This window comes from Bradyrhizobium genosp. A (assembly GCF_049949275.1).
Taxonomy (GTDB): Bacteria; Pseudomonadota; Alphaproteobacteria; order Rhizobiales; family Xanthobacteraceae; genus Bradyrhizobium.
Genome location: NZ_CP188196.1, coordinates 3,506,631 through 3,523,950 on the forward strand (window position 1 = coordinate 3,506,631; position 17,320 = coordinate 3,523,950).

Annotated in this window: 16 protein-coding genes; 10 read left to right on the forward strand and 6 right to left on the reverse strand. The window is 60.3% G+C overall.

Going from position 1 to position 17,320, the window contains the following annotated elements:
• Positions 1-26: 26 nt before the first annotated feature.
• Genes tssE through ACP2YP_RS16120 form a run of 5 tightly spaced genes read left to right on the forward strand, consistent with a single transcriptional unit; the run spans position 27 to position 6,618 of the window.
• Complete coding sequence (gene tssE / locus ACP2YP_RS16100; RefSeq protein ID WP_426425271.1) at positions 27-572, forward strand: type VI secretion system baseplate subunit TssE; 546 nt, start codon at positions 27-29, stop codon at positions 570-572.
• A gap of 6 nt (positions 573-578) precedes the next feature.
• A complete protein-coding gene (tssF, locus tag ACP2YP_RS16105) occupies positions 579-2,543 on the forward strand; it encodes a type VI secretion system baseplate subunit TssF (protein WP_426425272.1) in 1,965 nt (654 codons plus the stop codon).
• Between the two features lie 17 nt (positions 2,544-2,560).
• The gene (gene tssG / locus ACP2YP_RS16110) at positions 2,561-3,607 is read left to right on the forward strand and encodes a type VI secretion system baseplate subunit TssG (protein ID WP_426425273.1); all 1,047 of its coding nucleotides are present in this window, start codon (positions 2,561-2,563) and stop codon (positions 3,605-3,607) included.
• Complete coding sequence (tssH, locus tag ACP2YP_RS16115; RefSeq protein WP_426425275.1) at positions 3,600-6,296, forward strand: type VI secretion system ATPase TssH; 2,697 nt, start codon at positions 3,600-3,602, stop codon at positions 6,294-6,296. Before tssG ends, tssH begins: the two co-directional genes overlap by 8 nt.
• Before the next feature lie 49 nt (positions 6,297-6,345).
• On the forward strand, positions 6,346-6,618 hold the full coding sequence (locus tag ACP2YP_RS16120; RefSeq protein ID WP_426425276.1) for a hypothetical protein: 273 nt from the start codon (positions 6,346-6,348) through the stop codon (positions 6,616-6,618).
• A gap of 125 nt (positions 6,619-6,743) precedes the next feature.
• Here ACP2YP_RS16120 and ACP2YP_RS16125 read toward each other — a convergent pair whose 3' ends face one another.
• From ACP2YP_RS16125 to ACP2YP_RS16135, 3 genes are all read right to left on the reverse strand, one after another.
• Complete coding sequence (locus tag ACP2YP_RS16125) at positions 6,744-7,322, reverse strand: hypothetical protein (protein WP_426425277.1); 579 nt, start codon at positions 7,320-7,322, stop codon at positions 6,744-6,746.
• A 311-nt stretch (positions 7,323-7,633) separates the two neighbouring features.
• Positions 7,634-8,002 (reverse strand): hypothetical protein, encoded by a 369-nt coding sequence (locus ACP2YP_RS16130; protein ID WP_426425278.1) that lies wholly within the window; start codon positions 8,000-8,002, stop codon positions 7,634-7,636.
• Positions 7,999-8,745: a hypothetical protein gene (locus tag ACP2YP_RS16135; protein ID WP_426425279.1), complete on the reverse strand. Its 747-nt coding sequence runs from the start codon at positions 8,743-8,745 to the stop codon at positions 7,999-8,001. Before ACP2YP_RS16135 ends, ACP2YP_RS16130 begins: the two co-directional genes overlap by 4 nt.
• A 557-nt stretch (positions 8,746-9,302) precedes the next feature.
• On the opposite strand from ACP2YP_RS16135, the gene ACP2YP_RS16140 reads away from it, so the two are divergent.
• Positions 9,303-9,854, forward strand: a complete 552-nt coding sequence (locus ACP2YP_RS16140; protein ID WP_426425280.1) for a hypothetical protein — start codon at positions 9,303-9,305, stop codon at positions 9,852-9,854.
• 447 nt (positions 9,855-10,301) lie between these two features.
• Here the strand turns inward: ACP2YP_RS16140 and ACP2YP_RS16145 are convergent, their stop codons facing one another.
• Positions 10,302-11,177, reverse strand: coding sequence for a LysR substrate-binding domain-containing protein (locus tag ACP2YP_RS16145; RefSeq protein WP_426425281.1), 876 nt, complete (start codon positions 11,175-11,177; stop codon positions 10,302-10,304).
• A gap of 101 nt (positions 11,178-11,278) precedes the next feature.
• On the opposite strand from ACP2YP_RS16145, the gene ACP2YP_RS16150 reads away from it, so the two are divergent.
• Both ACP2YP_RS16150 and ACP2YP_RS16155 read left to right on the forward strand, forming a co-directional pair.
• Complete coding sequence (locus ACP2YP_RS16150) at positions 11,279-11,893, forward strand: DUF1989 domain-containing protein (RefSeq protein ID WP_426425283.1); 615 nt, start codon at positions 11,279-11,281, stop codon at positions 11,891-11,893.
• A 28-nt stretch (positions 11,894-11,921) separates the two neighbouring features.
• Positions 11,922-12,851, forward strand: a complete 930-nt coding sequence (locus ACP2YP_RS16155) for a LysR family transcriptional regulator (RefSeq protein WP_426425284.1) — start codon at positions 11,922-11,924, stop codon at positions 12,849-12,851.
• Here ACP2YP_RS16155 and ACP2YP_RS16160 read toward each other — a convergent pair.
• Both ACP2YP_RS16160 and ACP2YP_RS16165 read right to left on the reverse strand, forming a co-directional pair.
• Positions 12,832-13,716: a polysaccharide deacetylase family protein gene (locus ACP2YP_RS16160; protein WP_426425285.1), complete on the reverse strand. Its 885-nt coding sequence runs from the start codon at positions 13,714-13,716 to the stop codon at positions 12,832-12,834. The two genes, ACP2YP_RS16155 and ACP2YP_RS16160, sit on opposite strands and share 20 nt — an antisense overlap.
• Positions 13,717-13,752: 36 nt before the next feature.
• Positions 13,753-14,424, reverse strand: coding sequence for an FMN-dependent NADH-azoreductase (locus tag ACP2YP_RS16165; RefSeq protein WP_426425286.1), 672 nt, complete (start codon positions 14,422-14,424; stop codon positions 13,753-13,755).
• A gap of 309 nt (positions 14,425-14,733) precedes the next feature.
• Between ACP2YP_RS16165 and ACP2YP_RS16170 the strand changes: the two genes are divergently transcribed.
• Positions 14,734-16,203 (forward strand): purine-cytosine permease family protein, encoded by a 1,470-nt coding sequence (locus tag ACP2YP_RS16170; protein ID WP_426425288.1) that lies wholly within the window; start codon positions 14,734-14,736, stop codon positions 16,201-16,203.
• Between the two features lie 443 nt (positions 16,204-16,646).
• Positions 16,647-17,315, forward strand: coding sequence for an STN domain-containing protein (locus ACP2YP_RS16175; RefSeq protein WP_426425289.1), 669 nt, complete (start codon positions 16,647-16,649; stop codon positions 17,313-17,315).
• Positions 17,316-17,320 lie beyond the last annotated feature (5 nt).

The window sequence follows — 17,320 nt, forward strand, 5'->3', positions numbered from 1 at the left end:
CTTTGGTCGTAGAGCGTTGGTGAACTATGCCCGAGGTAAGCAGCAAGACTCGACTTAGCCCGCCGCTTATGCATGTCTTTCGTGCTGCCAATCAGGCGAAGGACGCCAAAATTGCGTTGGACATTCGCAACGAAGCAGGGGAACGCATCCTGGCGAGCCGTCGCTTGCGCGCACGCCAGGTGGTCACCGAGAGCGTGCTAAGGCAGGAGGTGTCGCGAGATCTCGATGCCTTACTCAATACTGTCGCGATGGAATCGACCATCGATTTGAAGGACTTTCCTCTCGTCCGGAAATCAATCCTCAATTTCGGAATTCCAGATGTGTCGCATCGAACGATCGATGAGTCGGGGCTGTCCGAAATTCCAAACGAGATCAAGGCCGCGATCATGACTTATGAGCCGCGCCTTGCAAAGGCCACCGTCCAGGTCGAGCGCGACATGAGCGTCGATGCGGCCGAACTCAGGGTACGGTTCATTGTGCGCGCCGATCTGACCTGCGATCCCGTCAACGTTCCGGTTGAATTCATTGCCGACGTGATCGACACCGGCAAGATCTTCATCAAGCGCTTGTGAACTCTGATGAACCGTGAATTTCTCGATCTGTATAATCGGGAACTTCAATTGCTGAAAGAGCAGGCGAAGGAGTTCGCTGGGGAGTATCCCGGCATAGCTGAGCGGCTCGGTGGTCTCATGGACGAGCGCATCGATCCCATGATTGGCGGCCTGCTCGAAGGCGCGGCGTTTCTTGCCGCACGTGTTCAGCTCAAGCTGAAACATGAATTTCCCGAATTCACTAGTAACCTCCTCGAGCAATTGGTCCCGCACTACTTAGCGCCGACTCCATCAGCCTTGTTGGCCAAAGTCATGCCCGCATTCGGCGAGAAGGCGCTGCGTGAGGGCCGCTCAATCCCGCGCGGATCCTATCTCGATGCCAGCTTTCGGCAACTCGGTCGTCCGATCGCCTGCCGCTATCGTTTGTGCAGCGACATCGTGGTTTGGCCCTTCGAACTCGTCAGTGCAGAGTATTTCCCCTCTCCTGGACCATTACAGGCGCTTGGTGTCTCCGTCGGCGGAGACGTCCTGGCAGGCATGCGTCTGACCCTGACGCATCGCGCCTCCACGCAGAAGGAGAACGAGCCATCTGAGGCCGAGGCGTTGACCAAGCCCGAGATGCAGTTCGCGGGATGCAGGACCACCAACCTGCCATTCTATCTCGCAGGATCCGAGGCCGATTCGATTGCGCTTTACGAACAGCTCTTTGGCCATTGCAGGGGTGTCTACTTCCGCTTGCTCGACGAGTATGGCGATCCCGTCGTTCATCGCGCGCCAGTTAATTCCCTGCAGCAGGTTGGCTTCGACCGCGCGGATTCATTGCTTCCGAATGACTCACGCATTTTCGAGGGCTTCGATCTCTTGCGCGAGTTCTTCGTGTTCCCGCGCAAGTTTCTCGGATTTAATCTCACAGGTCTTGGCCAAGTGATGCCAAAGCTGAAGGCCAAGACGGTCGACATCCTCTTCGCCTTTGATGAGGTCAATACCCGTCTCGCGGCAGCGGTGGGAGGCGACATGTTCGCAATGTATGCTGCGCCGGCCATCAATTTGTTCGAGAAGACCATAGACCGTATCGCGCTTAAATCGAATCAGCACGAATACCACGTGGTTCCCGATCGCAGTCACTACCTCGACTTTGAACCCCATCGCCTGCTTGACGTGTATGCCCATTTTCCGGGTGCGCAAGAAAAGGTCCCGGTTCAGCCGTTGTATGCCGCGTCGCTCGACGCCCCGCGGCGGGCTGCGCGCCTGTCCTTCACCACTCGGAGGCTGCCGCGACGCCGGACCGTCGAAGAAAAGCGAGTTGGAGTATCGTCAGACTATGTCGGCACTGACATGTTTATCTCACTCAGTGAACTTGGCGGGACAGACGACATTTCGGCAGTTGCCGAGTTGAGCGCACGCGCCTTGTGTTCGAACCGGCATCTAACCGAACATCTCCCAACTGGCGCCGGCGGGGCGGACTTTCGCTTGGTAGACGACTTCAATCTCGCGCTCGTTTGCGTGGCTGGCCCGACGCCGCCGCGCGAACCAATTGTTGCGCACCTGCGGAGCCGCAGCGAAACGGTGCATACGGGTACCATTACTTGGCGTCTGGTGAACTTGCTCAGCACCAATCACCTCGGCCTGGTCGAGCGGGGAGCCGGCCGCAACGCTCAGGCGTTGCGAGAAACACTGGCGATGTTCGCGGAAATGAGTGATACGGTCACGGAGCGGCGAATACGCGCCGTTCGCAATGTCGACAGCAAACCGATCATCCGCCGCATTCGCGAGCGTGCCGGTATGGGAGCGGCGCGCGGGATCGAGATCACCGTCACGATCGACGAGAAAGCTTTCGAGGGAGCGGGCATATTCCTGCTTGGGGCAGTGCTCGATCGGTTTTTCGCGGAATACTCAGGTTTCAATCATTTCACACAAACTGTCATCCAATCCGTGGAGCGTGGCGAAGTGATGCGCTGGCCGCCCCGGATGGGTAGCCGAAGGCCGCTTTGAAAATGGACGAAACAGCCATGAATTTCCTCCGCAACATGCAAGAGGAGCCTTGGCGATTCGATTACTTCACAGTGCTAAGGCATCTTGAGCGAAACAATGCGGACAAGCCGCGCATCGGCGACAGCGCGGTCAGACAGGAGGAGTTCGCCCATCTGGGGCAGGACCCGTTTATGGATTTTCCGGCATCCAACCTTGCCCGGGCCGAAGAAAGCACCGGCAAGCCGATCAAGCTGTTCTTCAAGTTCCTCGGCTTGCTCGGCCCGCAAGGCGCACTGCCGCTCGCCACGACGGAAGAGGCTTATCACTATGTAATCGCGCAGGACGATGCCTTCCCGCGGTTCCTCGATATCTTCAACCACCGCTTTCTTCAGCTGTTCTTCCGTGCCTGGGCGGATTCGCGTCCAATCGTCCAACACGATCGTCCCGAACTCGACCGCTTCATAGCCTATATGGGTTCTGCGATCGGCGTCGGGTCAGCGCCCTATCGAGACCTCGATAGCATTCCCGATGCGGTCAAGCTGGGCTATGCGGGATTGCTTGGCGCGCAGGCGAAGTCGGCATCACGGCTCGCCGCGGCGATCCGCGGATTGTTCGGGGTCGAAGTTGAAATCGACGAGTTCGTCGGGACTTGGTTGCAACTGGAGGGCTCCGGGCAGACGATGCTCGGATCGACGCACGCCGTCCTCGGGCGGGATGTCCTCCTCGGCAAGGCAATCTTCAGCGTCCAGGACAAAATCCGCATCAGGGTGTTCGCAAACAGTCTCGATCAATACGCGCGCTTTCTCCCAAGCGGCGATCTCTGCGAGCCGCTGGTCGATCTCGTGTTCTTTTACATCGGCGAGCAGCTCGAATGGGACGCCGAGCTTGCGATCCACGCCGGCGCAGTTGCACCAATGCGACTGGGAAAATCCGGGCAGATTGGTTGGACGAGCTGGATGGCGCCGAACTGGTCATCGAGTGATGAATACCGGCGGGATGCCCGTTTCCATCCATCTGAGCGATTGAGACAAAAGCGCGAACAGAAAAGCAAGCAGGAGAACGGGCGAGGGGGCAGCAATGGTTGATATTAGCCTAGAAGCCGTAGCAGGTAAGCTCAATCGGGTTGGTTACGAGGCCTTTTTCAGGGCCATGCGACAGGCAAAGGCCTCGGGCAACAGGAACGTCGAGCTAGCACACTGGCTCGTCCACATTCTGCAGGCCGAGAACACCGATCTCGGACTGACCGCTGATCACTTTCGGATAGATCGGGCCAAGCTCCTCAAGGACGTTAACAGCGTCGCGAACAGCTTTCGCAAAAACGAAACGGAGATGCCGACAGTCTCGAACACGTTGATCGATCTGCTCGATCGCGGCTGGCACTACGCCACTCTGTTCTTCGGAGAAGCCCAGATCAGAACTGGCCATGTGCTGGTCGGCGCACTTCAGTCGCGTGAGCTCGCGCGTGCTTTCACTAATGTCTCGCCGGAATTCGGCAAGATCTCCCGCGATGAATTGACCCGGGAATACCGCAAGATCTGGGCAAACTCGGAAGAAGAAACGCTGCGACCCGTGGATGGCTCGGGGCTGTTGGGCGCTGGCACGCCCGGAGCTGAAGCTGCCGCCACCGCGAAGGGCACGACGGCACTCGATCGCTTCTCGCAAGATCTCACCGCCAAGGCACGCTCCGGCGAGATGGATACGATCCTGGGGCGCGACGAGGAGGTGCGACAGATCATCGATGTTTTGATGCGTCGTCGGCAGAACAATCCGATCCTTACCGGTGAAGCTGGCGTGGGCAAGACCGCCGTGGTCGAAGGTTTCGCGCAGAGGATCGCAAGTGGCCAAGTGCCGCCGTCGATGCGGAATGTCAAGCTTTGCGCGCTCGACATCGGCCTGATGCAGGCTGGTGCGTCCATGAAAGGGGAATTCGAGCAGCGCCTGCGTTCGGTAATTGACGAGGTGCAGCAATCACCGACCCCGATCATTCTCTTCATCGATGAGGCCCATACGCTGATCGGCGCCGGCGGTTCGGCCGGCACTGGTGACGCCGCCAACCTTCTCAAGCCGGCCTTGGCTCGTGGAACCCTGCGCACCATTGCGGCCACGACATGGTCCGAATATCGGCAGTACATTGAAAAGGATCCGGCGCTAACTCGGCGCTTCCAGCCGATCCAGATCGGCGAGCCTGACGTACAGAAGTGCTGCGACATGCTGCGCGGCATTCTTGCGCCGATGGAAAAGCACCATAATGTCCGCATCTCCGATGCCGCCATCGTCGCGGCCGTCAATCTGTCGAACCGATATATCCCGTCTCGGCAGCTACCCGACAAAGCCGTGAGCCTGCTCGATACGGCTTCGGCCCGTGTGTCGATTAGCCAGAGCGCCATACCGGCGAGTATCGAGGACAAGACATCCGCGATCATCTCGTTGGAGAACGAAAGGGCTGCGCTGGTCAGCGATAGCGATCTTGGCGTCAAGGGACAGGAGCGTATCGATATGATCGACACTGAAATTGCAGAAAAGAAGCTGCAGCATTCGGCGCTCGACGCCGAATGGGCTACGGAAAAGAAACTGGTGGAGGACATTCGCGGTCTTCGCCAGAAGCTCGAGCCGCCTGGGCCAGAGGGTAAGAAGCCAGCTGGCAACAGCACGAGCGAACCGGCGGCTCCATCGGAGCCGGTCGATAAAGAGGAAATCCGTAAGCAGTTGCGCGAGCTATTCGACACGCTAGAACGGCGAGGCCCTGAAAAGCGCATGGTCTACGCGCATGTCGACGAGCATATCGTTGCGTCCGTGGTGTCGGACTGGACCGGCATTCCGGTCGGACGCATGGTAAAGGATGAAATCGAAAACGTCCTCAAGCTGCCGGAGATTCTCAACAGGCGCGTCATCGGACAGTCCCACGGTCTGGCAATCATCGCCAAGCGCATCGAGACGAACCGGGCCAAGCTTGACAATCCCAACAAGCCGATTGGCGTCTTCATGCTGTGTGGACCTTCGGGCGTCGGCAAAACCGAGACTGCGCTGGCGCTCGCCGAGGCGCTCTATGGCGGCGAGCAGAACATGATTACGATCAACATGTCCGAATTTCAGGAGGCTCACACTGTCTCGTCGCTAAAGGGGGCCCCTCCCGGCTATGTCGGATTTGGGGAAGGTGGTCGACTCACGGAAGCCGTCCGGCGCAAGCCATACTGTGTGATTCTGCTCGACGAGGTCGAGAAGGCGCATCCTGACGTGCACGAATTGTTCTTCCAGGTCTTCGACAAGGGCTTCATGGACGATGGCAACGGCCGTCGGATCGATTTCAAGAATACGTTGATCGTCCTAACCACGAACGTGGGTACCGATCGAATCATGGAGTTGTCGGCCGATCCAAAATATCGCGAAGATGCTGAGGCGTTGGCCAAGGAGCTCCGAGCGGATCTGCTTCAAGTGTTTCCGCCGGCCTTGCTCGGGCGAATGGTTTCGATTCCCTACTATCCGCTATCCGGGGAAATGCTCGCGGGTATCATCCGGCTTGCTTTGGACCGAATCGGCCGCCGCGTTCGCGACAATCACTCGGCGGCGTTCGAGTACGATCAAGCCGTCGTCGACCACATCGTGTCGATGTGCAATGACCCGGATTCCGGCGGCCGCATGATCGATAACGTCATCAACAACACGTTGCTTCCGGCCATGTCGCGCGAATTCCTTAAGCGCTCACTTGTGGGCGAGGAACTGAAGGAAGCCAAGGTGACGATCGAGAACGGTGACTTCGCCTACGCTTGGACTTAAGAGGCATTCGGAGCCCGAATCGAGATCACAACAGCGGAGGGAGCGGCAGATGAGCGCCGGTTACATGATTGCACGTGAGAACTTTAAGGAGGCCTCTCGTCACGTATCGGCCGAAGCCGATCCGGTGATGTTCAACCTGCTCTACGGGTTGCAGAGTCTTACCAACCAGATCGAGGCCGATTTTGCCGCTCTCAGGTTGGAGACCAAGCCCACCGGTGGTGAGAGAGCCTCTGCGAGAAAAAGCCGCGTCTCACTCAAGAAGACAGCTAAGAAAAAGACCATGACGAAAGCCGAGTCCAAGGCCAAGTCGCGCAAACGCTGAGCCAGCCACGCGAGCGAGCGAAGCTGCTCCCCCGCCTTCTTCGCGGGAGCAGCTGGCCTTCGCTTAAGCAATGGTCCAGCGTCGTGGGTGCGCCCGCTGATCCGCGCAGCAAAGCTGAAGCCGGCTCAGGCTGAGATATAGGCGATCTGCTCAAAGCGGCCGGTTGATTGATAGCCGGGCCCCGTTCCCATTTCGACGAGTTTGCCGCCCCATGGATCGAGGTAGACGACCTGTCCTGCGCGATTGACGCGAGAAGCCACGATGAAATGGCCACCGTTGCGCTTTCCTCCGTTGTACCACCCGAGCAAGACAATCGCAGGCGTCATGTCCGACAATTTCGTCTTGTCGACGGTTGGTGACGCTGAGACGTTAACCTTCAGTCCGTCCAGTCTGAGTTTGGCTGCCACCTGCGGCATGAAGGTGCCGAAGTTAGAAAACATGTTACCCATAGAAAGCTGGTTGCTCTGATAGCTGCCTGGGTTGAAGCTTCTCGGAGCGGGTTCCGATGCCGAGGCCATCGACAGCGGGGCAACGATGTCCTTGTAGATCGACCAGGCAACGTCCCATTCGGTTTCATTCACGCTCTGCTGTCTCGCTTGGTTGCGAGCCATCCAGATGCTCGCCACCGCACAGGAGGCCGCTTGTTCCTGCGCCCAAATCTGGTGGGCATAGTTGTCTCCGTCGGTTCTGAGCAGGATGGTCATTGAAATCTCCCGGCAAAATGCGAGGGCCAACGCGGCCAAAAGTGGAGGATTCAAGGGCCTGAGCCGCCAAAACCGGCGGGCGGGCACGCGGTCCACTTGATTGGTGACCGCCAGCTGATGAAAGGTTCAATCCTGGCATATCGGGAGCGATCGCGTCGAAGATGTTCGGTGACTTTGCGAAGGCTTGAATGTCATCTCGAAGGCGGCGTTCTCGCGTCCCGGGTTGTGGCAACGCTTGATGAGGGTCGACGAAGACTACCCGAGCGAAGGCATCTTATGGAAGCGCATCTGCTAGGCGGAGCCGCGCTCCTTCAGCGAATAGTGCCTGGATTCCTGCGCAATATGATGGGGTGGGTATTCTGATCGCCGGCAGCGAGGGCGATTAGCCAGTCACTCGACGGCGAGCCGGTGAGTTTCAACCGGTCAAGGGCGGCAACGAGGTCATTCCAGCAGGCATCCTCTTGGGTCACCGTGTAAGTTCGCCCGTCACTGAAAGACAACGCTAGTGCTGCGACCACGCCGGCATAGACATCGGCGTTGAAGGCGACTGCTCCCGCAAGGCTCGGCAGTGGAATTGCCACGTCGTCAACCGCGAGCCTGTCTCCTGCGACCGAAATCTGCGACCTCGACCGCCGTAATCGCTTCAGAAACAGACGATTGATGGAATCGACAAGGTTCATATCTGAGTCCAGCGTATCCGTGTGACATATTGGTAGACAGCTTCGCCAGCCTGTTCGCCGGCCGCGCCGCCTGCGGCGCCGAGGGCGAAACCGCCGATGAGGCCGCCCACCAAACAGGCACCGCCTTCCGTCGCTTCTCCAACGATCGGAATGGCTAGCGATGGAGACGCCAGCGCGGCGGCGGTGGCGCAGCCGGCCCATGCACCGCCCCATCCGAACAACGCGCTGCCGCCGACCGCGCCGAGCTGACCCGCGACCACCCGCCCGCGTTGGTCCGGTGACGCCTGTGCAACTACCACCGCCGAGACGGCGACCTGCAGCACGACACCCGCGCGGCCGCCGATCTTCATGACGATGCTGAGCCTGTTCACCACTGCACGTGTTTTGCCGACGCTTTCGACAATCGCCTCGATCGAGCCCTTTTGCGCCAGGAGCTTTTCGTAACTCGGCAGGTTCGTCGACGGCTTCAGGATCTCAGAATACAGTCGGCCGAAAGGGCTCAGCTTGTTGCGTGCCTCACCTAGGATGAGATTGCGTTGGTCGATGAGCGCCCAGATTTCACTCTCTGTAATGCCGCCACGGGCGCGCAGCAAGTTAGCCTGCTTTTGCAAGGCAGTATTAAGTTGGTTGTAAAGCTCGCGCTGATAGGCGTCGAAGGCGAAATTCGAGCCGACACCGAAGCTGCCGTTGCTGACAGCGGAAATGGCGTAACTGTAGTTATATTTTTGTACCTGATCGTCCACGCTGCGCCTTGATCAACAAACGGTGGATCACGTCGAACGTATTCGACAATTATGCGACGGTACCGGATTTTTGACAAGTTCAAGGCGGGACCAGAAAATCGATTGAAGTAACAATTTCGACGCTTTCCGGCGTAGCCGCCGGCACAGGTCAAAAGACGCCAATAGCGGACGCAATACGGGGCTACAACACTCAGATCGCTTTTGGCTTGCCTGTCACGATAATCCGAATGAGCTTCTAGGTTAGGACCTGATCTTCAGCCGTGGCGAGAAACTTCAGGCTGAGCCTGAAACGGCGGTGCAGAGATCTTGAGGTTTCAGCTTCAAGCTGGGGGCCACAGATCAGATGCGCGCAGCGCGAGAAGCAGGCCACAATGTCTCAAATTGGCCCTAGCTGGACAAAGCTCAAACCTTCGTCACGTCGGTTGTCAGGAGCAGACGGGACATCGGACACGGATACAGGCTTGTTCGCAACTCAGAACTAGCGCAGATTTGGCCTGAGCCGGGCTCCGGCTGTGAATGCCGGTTAGGATAGGCACAGATCTGACGCGTGAGGTCCAATGCCGAACTACTCGAACCTTTCTGCGATCCTGCAGGGATTACGGCCACCTTTGACCGAAGCGGTTGTGGTTTCCCAGTTGGCTCCTCGCTTGGTCCAAGCGTGGCTCAACGACTACGGACGCATCACCCCTGAATACGACGCCGTCGAAACAAAAGACGCGGGGTTTTCTTACCTGTTCGACATAGTGACCGAACGACTGATCGCTGCGTGGGGGCTCAGCAAAGGTAAAGACGCCTCGCCGCGTGCAATCATCGCGTCGCGGATGAAGGGTCACCCGCTGACGAACACCGTCGGCGGTAAGCGCTATCACCGCGGGCATGCCATACCCCACACGATGGGCGGGCGGACTGACATCAATCTTGTCCCCCAGCTCGGCGCGATTAACTCGGGCGTCTTTCAGGAGCTCGAACGCCTTGCGGTGTCGACGCCTGGATCGCTCTATTTTAGCTATTGGTCCTATCCAGACCGCCGCGTGCAGCGGCCCTCAGGCGTCGAGCAGGGCTGCCTGATTGCAGGCTCCACTCCGAGGATCGTCAACTTCGGGAACTGAGTTGCGCGCGCCAATCGCTTTGCGAGGTGGTTGTTGCACCATTCAAATGCCTCCAAGCGTCGATGTGATGATGGGCAGGTAGCTCGGTCGACATGAGCACATTTTAGTGGTACAAATGCTTAATCTTCTTTGGTGGTAAGTCATTGTTTTTGCTTGGATTTGCTGAGATCGTGTCCAGTCCGCCCCTGGGCACCACACTACGCTTTTCCACGCTGGAGCACGATCTCGTACGATTGCGCTCGCTAGATGATCGGCGCGAAGGATGCTCGCGGATTTTTCTCCTAGGGCTCGCTAAGTTTACGTACGTTCAAATCCGGTGCCCGCAACCAAATCTCTCGACCGGCAGACATGCCGGCCGCCCTTCGGCGGACTTTTTCATGCCGAGTTTCTCGCTGTGCAGGACTCAAATCGACGCGCGCGGTCGAAGGATTGTTCGCGGACGCCGTCCTATCCCCGCAGTGCGCCCCGCAACAGCCCGATGAAGTCCTGCGCCACTTGCGAGAGGGCTTCGTGCGTGGGGGACAGGATCGCGATCTGGTACTGGATCTTTGGCTTGAACGGGCGGGTGATCAGGCCTTCGGTAAAGGGGCGGCTCACCACCGGATCGACAATGCCGACGCCGCGGCCTTCTGCGACCAGCTGGCACGCGGTCGAGAAGAACTCCGTCTCCGCCACCACATTCCAGCGCGCGCCATATTCGGAGAAGGCGGTCGCGAGCTGCTGGTACACCGGATCGCCGCGAAACAACGTGACGAACGGGATACCGTCAAGGTCGTCCGGTGTGATGTGCTTGAGCTTCGCCAGCGGATGCATCTTTGGCAGCATGCACAGGCATTCGTATGAGAACACCTCCATGTGCGAGGTCGGATAATCAAGCGGCAATTCGGCGACCGCGAGATCGAACTGCTGCGTCGACATCAATTCCCGGACCGCCGCGGAATTCCGCGTGATGATCTTGATCTGCAACTCGGACCGGTTCCCGGCGAACTGCGACAGCAGGTGCGGCAGCAGCCTGATGGAAATGCTCGGATAGGCCGCGATCGCAAGGTGTCCGCGCCGCCCGGATCGGATCTCGGTGGCCACGCGCGATGCATTCTCGACGGCTTCGAGCGCACGCGCAGCCTCCACATAGAACAATTTGGCTTCCGGCGTCGGTTGCAGCCGGCCACCGCGGCGCAGGAACAGCGTCAGCCCGGTTTCGTGCTCGAGGCCCGCGATCATCGTGCTGATCCCGGGCTGCGACATGCCGAGCAATTCGGCCGCCCTGGTCATGGTGCCATGAAGCATCAGGGCGCGAAAGCATTCGAGCTGTCTCAGGCGCATGGGCGACTATACGAATAAGCTATAATGGACGCAATTAATATTATTAGAATTACATGAGCGACGATGCTCCAATGCCCGAAACGGCTTAAGGAGAGCTCACGGTGAATGCCGCAACCCCCCTCGATCTCACCCGCGCCCGCCTGATTCCGGCCCGGCATGGCGTTGCGGCACGCCTCGAAGCCGGGGAGACGGTGACCGTCGTCAACACCCAAGGCAAGCAGGTGGTCGACACCTGGGCGTTCAATGCCCGCGACACAAGCGAATTCATGTCGATGGAACACAGCCGCGCCGCGATGCTGCGGCTCATTCCGAGGGTCGGCGATACGCTGACGACGAACCGGCGCCGCGCGATGCTCACCCTCGTCGCCGACACGACGCCCGGAATCCATGACACGCTGATCGCCGCCTGCGACATCCATCGCTATCGCCAGCTCGGCGCCGTCGGCCATCACGACAACTGCGCGCAGAACCTGACGTTGGCGCTCGCCACGGTCGGCGTGTCGGCCGCGGTGACACCGCCGCCGCTAAATCTGTTCATGAATGTACCGGTGACCGGTGGCGGCGAGCTGAGCTTCCAGGCGCCGGTCAGCGAGGCGGGCCAATACGTCACGCTGCGCGCCGAGATGGATCTCATCATCGTGTTCTCGGCCTGCCCGCAGGACATGGTGCCGGTGAACGACATGAGGCCGACCGACGTCCATTTCGTGATCGCCTGATCCCTGTGAGCCCTCGCGGAGGATGACCATGCGCAAGTTGCCGCCCCTCAACGCCATCCGTGCGTTCGAAGCCGCCGCGCGCCACGAGAGCTTCACCGCCGCCGCCAACGAACTCTGCGTCACGGTGACGGCGATCAGCCATCAGGTCCGGCAACTCGAAGCGATGCTCGGGCGCAAACTGTTCGAGCGCTCCGGCCGCGCGGTGGTGCTGACGGCGGAAGGGCAGGCGGTGTTTCCCCTGCTGCGCGACGGGTTCGATCGGATGGCGAGCGCCTTCGCCGCGATCTGCCCGCCGGCCGACGGCGACGCGATCACGGTGTCGGCCACGCGGGCCTTTGCCGAACGCTGGCTAATGCCGCGGCTCGCGCGCTTCAATGCGGCGCTCCCGGCCATCGTGGTCCACATCGACGCGACCGAGGACATTGTCACGCCGGGCATCAAGGGGATCGACCTCGCGGTGCGTTACGGACAGGTTGACCGCAGCCAAGAAGCCTCCGTGCTGTTCAAGGACAGTTACATCGCGGTCACGGCGCGCGCGATCTGTCCGTCCACCGCACGTCTTGCCATCGATGATTTCCATCCGCGGCCGTTGCTGGCCTATCGCTGGAAGAACGCCGTGCTGGATTCGCCGGCATGGTCGACGTGGCTTGCGGGCATATCCCACGATGCAAGCCGGGATTTCCGCATCTCCTGGTATAGCGAGGAGCCGCTGGCGCTGCATGCCGTTGAACGGGGCCTTGGGCCGCTGTTGTGCAGCGATGCGCTGGTCGGCGATCAGTTGCGCGAGGGAACGTTGCGCCGGATCGACGGGCCGGCACTTCCCGGCTTCGCCTTCCGCCTAATGGAGGCAAGCGGTGCCTCCAGGCGCAAATCCGTCGCCGCATTCGTCGACTGGCTGCGCGACGAGGCGGCGACATTTCGCGAAGTCTCCGTCCCGCTCATGACACGGGCTGCGTGAAGTAGGGCAGCGGCTCCACCCGGATCTGATAGCTGCCGGAGGCGACCAGGCCATCGATATGGACGGCGATCGCTTCGAGCGGCGCGAACCACACCTTGCGCTCAGTGACGACCTTTTCGAGCCAGCGCTCGACCACGCGCCAGCGGGCAAGTCGGCCGGTCAGGAACGGATGCCAGATCCCCATCCAGAATCCGCCGGCCTCATACTGCGCCTCGAACTCCTCGAACGATGCAGCCAGGCCATCGCTCGGCGATTTGACCGGCATCATGTAGCCGATCTCCGCGTAGTGGGCGAACGGAGGCCAATCGTCCGATCCCCAGTGCGGCGGCATCTCGTACAGCGACCCGCGCGCCGTGCGCATCAAATACGGAATGTCGTCCGCCATCAGCGACGAGTCGTAGGCAAAACCGTGCTCGATCAACAGGTCGATGGTGGCCTGGTTGGCGTTGTAGACCGGCGCGCGATAGCCGCGCGGCTTGCGACCGGTCATCGCGACATGAACCTCGAGGGCCCGTTCGAACGCCTCGCGTTGCTCGGCGCCGGATATCGTGGTCGGATCCTCATGAATATAGCCGTGATGGCCGATCTCGTGCCCGTCCTTGAGAATAGCCTCCACCGCTTCGGGATAGCGCTGCATGGTCCAGGCCGGCATGAAGAACGACTGCTTGAGGCCGAGGCGGCGATAGGTTTCGAGCATACGTGGCACGCCGACCGTCGGGCCATAGCGTCCCATCGTGATCGGATAGAGCCGGTCGTAGGAATCGTTCGGCCGGGCGACATGGATCAGGCTGTCGGCGTCGACGTCGAACGTAACAGCACAGGCGCAGCGCGCCCCGTTCGGCCAGGGGATGGGATTGCGGATCATGAGACTATCCTCTTGCCCCGTGCCGGTCGCGATTGATCATTCGGCAGCCACCCTAGCAGGACCGTCGATCCCGAGACACTGCCGGACCAGGACCGGGATCGCGGCAAAGGCGTCGGCGACGGACTGCCGGTGGCGTTCGTCGCCAAACTCCTGATAGTCGACGGCGATCAGATGGCTCTCCTGCACACCAAGATAATGCGCGCAGGTGAAGATGTGGGTCTCGAGATGGTTCATGTGCTCCCGCACCCCGCCGGGCCCGAAGCCAAACTCGCCCCGCGAACTCAGCACCACCAGGGTCTTGCCGCTCAAGATCGGCTTGAGCGGATAATCGCCGCGGGCAATGTCGAATGAGAACGTCTTGCCGATGCGGATCACCTTGTCGAACCACGATTTCAGAGCCGACGGCATGCCGTAATTGTGCATCGGCGCGCCGATGACGACGACATTGGCGCGATCGAGCTCGTCAATCAGCTGGTCGGAGAGGCCAAGCTCGTCATGTTGATCCGCCGTGCGTTCGTCGGCCGCGGTGAACGCCGCGGCCACCCATGCTTCGGTGATGAAGGGCGGCGGATCGCGGCCGATGTCACGGGAGATGATGGTGGTGCCGGGTTCATGCGCCAGCCATTGATCGACAAAGGCCTTTGAAAGCTTCCGGCTGACCGAACGGTCGCCGCGCGCACTGGCGTCGATGTGTAGAAGTGTCGTCATCGGTAAAACCTCGACTGATGGAGTATCCATGCGTCAGCGTACAATGGCCGAGGGCGGTGTCGGGTGTGATTGATGAATTCGTCAGGTGAGTTGAGGAATTCTCAACAATGAACCGCTGCGACACCATGACGGCTGATCCGGCGCGACGACCCCGGCTTTTCTCGATCGACTATCCGCGAACCTGATCGGCGCGCTTCACTCTCCACCTCATGTCAACCCCGCTTGAGCAATTCTCATTAACGCCCGAGGCCTGATCTTGCTGAGATGCCCCATCCCGGCCGAAATCGATGCGCCGGACAGGGGAGAAACATGTTGGCTAAGCACACACCAAATGCGGCGTACGATGAGACCGGCTTCGACGCGCATGGAATTGAGCCGGTGCCCGCGGCGCACCGGACCTCGTCACCGTTCGACCAATTCTGGATCTGGACCGGTGCAAACATTGCGCCGATCAACTGGGTGCTCGGCGCGCTCGGCATTCAGCTCGGCCTGAGCCTTCTGCAAGTGCTTGCCGTGGTCGTGATCGGCAACCTGTTCGGCGCGGCGCTGTTCGCGACCTTCTGCCTGATGGGGCACCGCACCGGCGTGCCGCAAATGGTGCTGGGTCGTCTGGCGTTCGGCCGCCGCGGCGCCTACCTGCCGGCGCTAGCGCAAGTGCTGATCCCGATGGGATGGGTCGCGATCAACACCTGGATCGTGCTCGACCTCTGCATGGCCGCGCTCGAGCGGATGGGGTTCAGCGGCGGTCCCGAATTCAAATACATGATCGCGGTGCTGGTCATGGTGTTGCAGGTCAGCATCGCGGCCTGGGGCTTCAACGCCATCAAGGTCTTCGAACGCTACACCATGCCGGTGATTCTCTTTATCATGGTTGTCATGACCGCGCTCGCGTTCCTGCGCGTCGATATCAAATGGCAGTCACCGACGGTCGGCGGCCTGGCGGCCTTCGCGGCGGCCACGCAATTGATGACCGCGATCGGGATCGGCTGGGGCATTTCGTGGCTCACCTATGCTTCGGACTACACGCGCTTCACCACGCCCTCGCTCGGCGCCGGCAAGGTTTTTCGCGCGACCTTCCTCGGCATGTTACTGCCGACGGTTTGGCTCGCCTTCCTGGGTGCTGCGATCGCGTCCGCCGGCGCGGGATCCGATCCGTCGAAACTGATCATCGCCGCGTTCGGCGTGATGGCGCTGCCGGTGCTGCTCGTGCTCCTGCACGGCCCGATCGCGACCAACATTGTCGTGATCTACTCGGCGGCGTTGTCGAGCCTCACGCTCGATCTGCGGTTGCCGCGCTGGATCATCTCGGTGATCTCGGGCGTGATCGCCTGCGCCATCCTCTATGGATTCATGCAATCTGGCGACTTCGCGCATGCCTTCGACAACTTCATGGTGGCCCTGATCGTCTGGATCAGCCCCTGGGCGGGCGTCACGCTGACGGATTTCTATCTGGTCCGACGCGGACGGATCGATGTCGAGACGCTGTACGCGGCTCCGGATCGCGATGGCGGCGTCAACTGGGCGGGCCTTGTCGCCTTCGCGATCGGGCTGGTGGTGGCCTGGGCGTTCCAGATGGGCACGATCGCGGCCATGCAGGGGCCGCTTGCGCTGGCGACCGGTGGGGTGGATCTGTCCTGGCTCACCGGCATGGGCATGGCCGGTGCAAGCTATCTCATGCTGCATCGTCTCTTCGGACGTCCGTTCGCGTCGGGCAACCACTTGCGGTCTGCGGATGCGGCGTCGGTCGAGGCCGCGCCCACCTCGCTCTCGCAGGTGTAGCCATCCCAATCAGCGATGGGCCTCAGTACGGCGGTCTTGCTGGGCGCTTCGCCGAGGTTCAGGCGGTGGCCATGTCACGCCCTGTTCGGCGAACAGGTGTTGTCCCCACTCGGGCTAGGGGCGCGAGCAATGTCATAAGCTCGCGCCACTTGCCGTCAGTCCTTAGATTGATCGTTCGGATGAAGCCTTGCGCTCGGTGCTGGACGACGTCGGCAGTCAGGCTTCGTCAGGGGTTCAGGATTTGAACCCAGCCGGAGGCGCGAATAAGCGGCGGGCCCTTGGCAGCTGCGAGATGCCTCCGAGCCCCGATTGTCCCAAAGTTGACGAAAGGCAGCTGAAGTTTGTGTGGCAAGTTCGTCAAACTGTCACAAAGATGGTGCTTTTATTTCCTGCGATGAGTAGGTTTCTTCACGTTGTCCGCCAGTCCCTTCCTTGTATCTGTCTTGCTTGCAGCGACTGTCCTGACGAATACGCAGGCATGGACGCAGGGTAGTCCGACGCCGCCTTCAGGCGAAGTTGCTTTCAAGATTCCAAGCCAACCGCTTGGCGGGGCGATTCAGGCTTTCAGCCAGGCGAGCGGGATTGAGGTCCTTTACGAAAGCAGCATCGTCGCCGCGCGCACGTCACCCGGCATCGAGGGGCGGTACCCTCCTGATGCGGCCTTGCGAGCTCTGTTGGGGGGTGCAGGATTTGTGGTGCGCTTTACGCGCCCGAACGCGGTCATCCTCTCAGATTTGTCTCGCCAGGGTGATCTTCCGCCCGCGCGCGCGGTTGCGAACTTCGACCTCTCGTTGGAAACGATTCACGTTAACGATGCGCCCGAACGCGCCGGGGAAGCCCAACTGCGGGAGTTTGGCGACGCGGTCCAGAACGACGTGGAAACGGTGCTACGCAAGAATGCCAAGATCCGGTCGGGAAATTATCGAATCCGGCTCAAGCTTTGGATTGACCCGTCGCGCATAATCCGGCACGCGGAGCTGGCTCAGACGACCGGCGATCAGGAACGAGATACTGCAATCGCAGGGGTGCTGCAGGGATTCGTCGTGAGCCGCCTTCCGCCGCCAAATGCAGCGCAGCCAATTCGGGTCATTGTTGCCGTCCACTCGCTATAGTTCGG

Coding starts and splice junctions, on each gene's coding strand:
- tssE (WP_426425271.1), top strand. CDS start 27: ATGCCCGAGGTAAGCAGCAAGACTCGACTTAGCCCGCCGCTTATGCAT.
- tssF (WP_426425272.1), top strand. CDS start 579: ATGAACCGTGAATTTCTCGATCTGTATAATCGGGAACTTCAATTGCTG.
- tssG (WP_426425273.1), top strand. CDS start 2,561: ATGAATTTCCTCCGCAACATGCAAGAGGAGCCTTGGCGATTCGATTAC.
- tssH (WP_426425275.1), top strand. CDS start 3,600: ATGGTTGATATTAGCCTAGAAGCCGTAGCAGGTAAGCTCAATCGGGTT.
- ACP2YP_RS16120 (WP_426425276.1), top strand. CDS start 6,346: ATGAGCGCCGGTTACATGATTGCACGTGAGAACTTTAAGGAGGCCTCT.
- ACP2YP_RS16125 (WP_426425277.1), bottom strand. CDS start 7,322: ATGACCATCCTGCTCAGAACCGACGGAGACAACTATGCCCACCAGATT.
- ACP2YP_RS16130 (WP_426425278.1), bottom strand. CDS start 8,002: ATGAACCTTGTCGATTCCATCAATCGTCTGTTTCTGAAGCGATTACGG.
- ACP2YP_RS16140 (WP_426425280.1), top strand. CDS start 9,303: ATGCCGAACTACTCGAACCTTTCTGCGATCCTGCAGGGATTACGGCCA.
- ACP2YP_RS16145 (WP_426425281.1), bottom strand. CDS start 11,177: ATGCGCCTGAGACAGCTCGAATGCTTTCGCGCCCTGATGCTTCATGGC.
- ACP2YP_RS16155 (WP_426425284.1), top strand. CDS start 11,922: ATGCGCAAGTTGCCGCCCCTCAACGCCATCCGTGCGTTCGAAGCCGCC.
- ACP2YP_RS16160 (WP_426425285.1), bottom strand. CDS start 13,716: ATGATCCGCAATCCCATCCCCTGGCCGAACGGGGCGCGCTGCGCCTGT.
- ACP2YP_RS16165 (WP_426425286.1), bottom strand. CDS start 14,424: ATGACGACACTTCTACACATCGACGCCAGTGCGCGCGGCGACCGTTCG.
- ACP2YP_RS16170 (WP_426425288.1), top strand. CDS start 14,734: ATGTTGGCTAAGCACACACCAAATGCGGCGTACGATGAGACCGGCTTC.